Here is a 3,445-nt window from a genome sequence, read left to right as displayed (position 1 = left end):
AAGTCGGCCAGGCCGACTTCCCACTCCTCCCGCACTCCCGGGTGAACGGCTCCCGGGAGCACTGCGGGCCCTGTTGCCCGGTGTCGTCGTTCCGGCTCAGCCCCGGCCGGTGAGGGCCAGGGGCTGGTAGTCCTGGGACTTGGGCGTGTTGCCGGCGCCCAGGGCCGTGAGGCGGTTGCCCGGGGCGGCGACGACGGCCAGGTAGGAGACGTTCTCGTAGCCGGTCACCGAGAGGTCCAGGGTCTGCCAGCGGCCGTGGGTGTAGCGGAAGCCGATCGGGCGGTCCTGAGCACCGCTCGGGTCCCAGCCGACGGTGGCCATGCCGCCGGGGACGGCGGTGACCGACCACAGCTTGCCCGCGACGCCTTCGGGGGCGGGGACGGTCGTCCAGGTGCGGCCGTGTGGACGCCCAGTGGGCGCCGTCCCGGTGCTCCCTGGCCGGTCACCGCTCCCGCTCGGCGTTCCGGGCATCCGTTCGCCGGCGCCGGCGGTCCATTGAGTCTGCCTCCGGGCATCAGCCCTCCCCCTTCCCCCCGGTCTGCGCCGTTTGCATTCACTCTCATCTCATTGCAACGCCCTCCGCCGATCAGCCATTGCGTTCAGCTCACAACCATTGCAATGAAGCGTCAATGTCCCTACTACAGGGCGGCGCACAGCCGCCCTGAATCGTTGACGCATTCGTGAACGCAATGTAGCTTCGACATCGTTCATCGATTCCCGAACACTCACGCAGGGGGAGATCCATCATGGGGAAGAGCAGCGGCGGCTTCTCGGAAGCAGGGCTGCGCAAGGTGCGCGACGTGCTGGCGCGGCACGTGGACTCCGGAAGGATCCCCGGGGTCGTCGCCCTCGTCAGCCGGGGCGACGAGACGCACGTGGAAGCGCTCGGGACGATGAGCCACGACGGTGGCGCGCCGATGCGCCGGGACACGATCTTCCGGATGGCCTCCACCTCCAAGCCCGTCACGATCGCGGCGGCGATGGTCCTGCTGGACGAGTGCGGGCTGCGCCTGGACGACCTGGTGGAGCAATGGCTGCCCGAACTCGCCGACCGGCGCGTACTGAAGCGGATCGACGGCCCGCTGGACGACACCGTGCCGGCGCACCGGCCGATCACCGTACGGGATGTGCTGACCTGCACGTTCGGGCTCGGCATGGATATGACGGCGCTAGGCACCCCGATCATGAACGCGGTCTTCGAGCAGGGGCTCACGCCCGATCTGCCGACGCCGATGCCCGAGCCGGACGAGTGGCTGCGCCGCCTCGGCACGCTTCCGCTGATGCGCCGGCCCGGGGAGTCCTGGCAGTACCACATCGGCAGCGACCTCGTCGGCGTGCTCGTCGCCCGCGTCACCGGCCAGCCGTTCGAGACCTTCCTGCGCGAGCGCGTCTTCGGCCCACTGGGGATGAAGGACACCGGCTTCCACGTGCCCGCCGACGGGATCGACCGGCTGCCTCCCCTCTACGCCCCCGACCCGCGGACCGGGGCGTTCACCGTCTGGGACGAGCCTGCGGACGGACGCTGGAGCAAGCCCCCGGCGTTCCCCGGCGGCGGCGGTGGGCTGGTCTCCACCGTGGACGACTACCACGCCTACTTCCGGATGCTGCTGAACCACGGGCTGCTCGGGAGCGAGCGGATCCTGTCCCGGCCCGCCGTCGAGCTGATGACCACCAACCGCCTCACACCCGAGCAGACCGCCGCCCGCACCGCCCTGGCCCGCGACAACGTCCACCTCTCGTACGGCCAGGGCCAGCACGGCGGTTGGGGCTTCGGGATGGCGGTGCGCACCTACCGCGGCGACTACGCGCCCGTCGGCCAGTTCGGCTGGGACGGCGGGAGCGGCACCTCGACCTACGCCGACCCGGAGAACGGGCTCGTCGGCATCGTGCTCACCCAGGTCGGGATGTCCGTGCCGCACTCGGCGCGGCTGATCCACGACTTCTGGACCACGCTCTACCAGGCGATCGAGGACTGACACCCGCCCGCACAACGAAAGAGGAGTGGGGAGTCGGACCGGCCGACTTCCCACTCCTCAGTCGTCCAAGGACGATCAGGTGCTGCTCGGACGCGGGGACGGCAGGGACGCCGAGCCTGCCAGCAGCGGCCATTCCTTGTGGAACGGCGGCAGCGGGAGCTTGCCCTCGATGATCGGGGTGCCGAAGATCTTCAGGTGGGCGGTCAGCGCGCCGTTCAGGTCGATGCCGCCGACCAGGGCCCAACTGCCCTGCACCTGCGGCCCGTTGCCGGGGAGGTCGACGGCGAGGGAGCCGTCGGCCTTGGCGCTCAGGTAGGGGGCGACGGTGGCCTCGACGCCGACGGTGTCGTACAGGCCGAGGCTGACCTCGGCGCCGAGAGCGGCGCGCACCGAGGCCTTGCCGTTGAGGCGGACGTGGACCGGGGAGACCTTGGTGTCGGCGTTGGTGGCCGAGGTCCAGCCCTTGCCGCCGGTGTAGTCGGCGCGGACGGCCCAGGTGCCGGTGGCGTCCTGCTCGGTCTCCAGGTGGACCTGGCCGTCGGCGCTGACCTCCAGGTAGCAGGTGAGGCCGAGGTTGACCACCACGGGCAGGCCCGCGACGGTCAGCACCGGGCTGGCCTGCAGCTTGGCGAAGGGCACCCGGATCGGCGCCGCGCCGGTGTTGCGGGCGACGTCGCCGGTGACCTTCCACTGGGCGTGGGCGCCGAGGTCGAAGCCGATGGAGGCGGTGCGCGGGCTGGTGGCCTGCGCGCCGTGGTAGGCGAAGTGGACGGCCGGGTGCAGCTGGAGGGAGCCGGAGGCGTCCAGGCTCGCGCCCTCGGGCAGCGGCACGGGGGCCTTGACGTTGACCTCCAGGGTGCCGGAGGCGTCGGCCTGCACGCCGCCCAGGTCGGCGCCGATGGTCGCCTTGAGGTCCTTGACCAGCGGCGTGATCTTGATGCCGTGGACGTCGACCGGGATCTGGCCGTCCGCCTCGGTGCCGCCGAGGAGTTCGGAGAGGGTGGCCGGGCGAGTGGTCAGGTTGAGGGTGTTGCCCGCACCCGGGTTGACGCCGGTGACGGCGACCAGCGCGCCCTGCGGCGCGGCGGCGGTGGGCGGGCTGGCGATCAGCTGGCCGGGCTGGACGGCGGCGGCCGCGGCGGTGGCGGTGGCGGTGGCGGCAGCACTCGCGCTGGGGGTCGCGCTGGGAGTCGCGCTCGCACTGGCGGACGCGCTCGGGGTCGCGACCGGGCCCGCGGCCGTGAGGACGGCCGTGCCCTTCCCCGGGTCGTAGGCGGTGAGCTGGAGGGCCTTGGTCGCGGCCGTGACCGCGCCGCCGTCCTTGCCCGGGCTGCCGATCGCGGCCTGGGTGTCGCCGGCCGGCGCGGTGGTGACCTGCGCGGTGCCCGCGGACGGACGGGCCGAGGCCGAGGCCGGCGCTCCGGCGCGGGCGCGCGGGGTGCCGGCGGCCGGCGCGGCGGCCGCCGGGC

The 3,445-nt window shown here is 72.7% G+C and carries 3 protein-coding genes; 1 reads left to right on the top strand and 2 read right to left on the bottom strand.

What is annotated here, in order from left to right:
* Positions 1-96: 96 nt before the first annotated feature.
* Positions 97-471 carry a hypothetical protein gene (locus tag ACFVWU_RS44600; RefSeq protein WP_387632390.1) on the bottom strand — a complete coding sequence of 125 codons (375 nt, stop codon included), beginning with the start codon at positions 469-471 and terminating at the stop codon, positions 97-99.
* A gap of 275 nt (positions 472-746) precedes the next feature.
* On the opposite strand from ACFVWU_RS44600, the gene ACFVWU_RS44595 reads away from it, so the two are divergent.
* A complete protein-coding gene (locus ACFVWU_RS44595) occupies positions 747-1,976 on the top strand; it encodes a serine hydrolase domain-containing protein (protein WP_387632388.1) in 1,230 nt (409 codons plus the stop codon).
* A 75-nt stretch (positions 1,977-2,051) separates the two neighbouring features.
* On the opposite strand, the gene ACFVWU_RS44590 is transcribed toward ACFVWU_RS44595, so the two are convergent.
* Positions 2,052-3,445 (bottom strand): hypothetical protein (locus ACFVWU_RS44590; RefSeq protein WP_387632386.1); only part of this gene is annotated, 1,394 nt, incomplete at its 5' end.

Source organism: Kitasatospora sp. NPDC058190 (assembly GCF_042883685.1).
Taxonomy (GTDB): domain Bacteria; phylum Actinomycetota; class Actinomycetes; order Streptomycetales; family Streptomycetaceae; genus Kitasatospora.
Note: the sequence above shows the minus strand (reverse complement) of the source record. Positions and strands in the feature narration are given on the sequence as shown.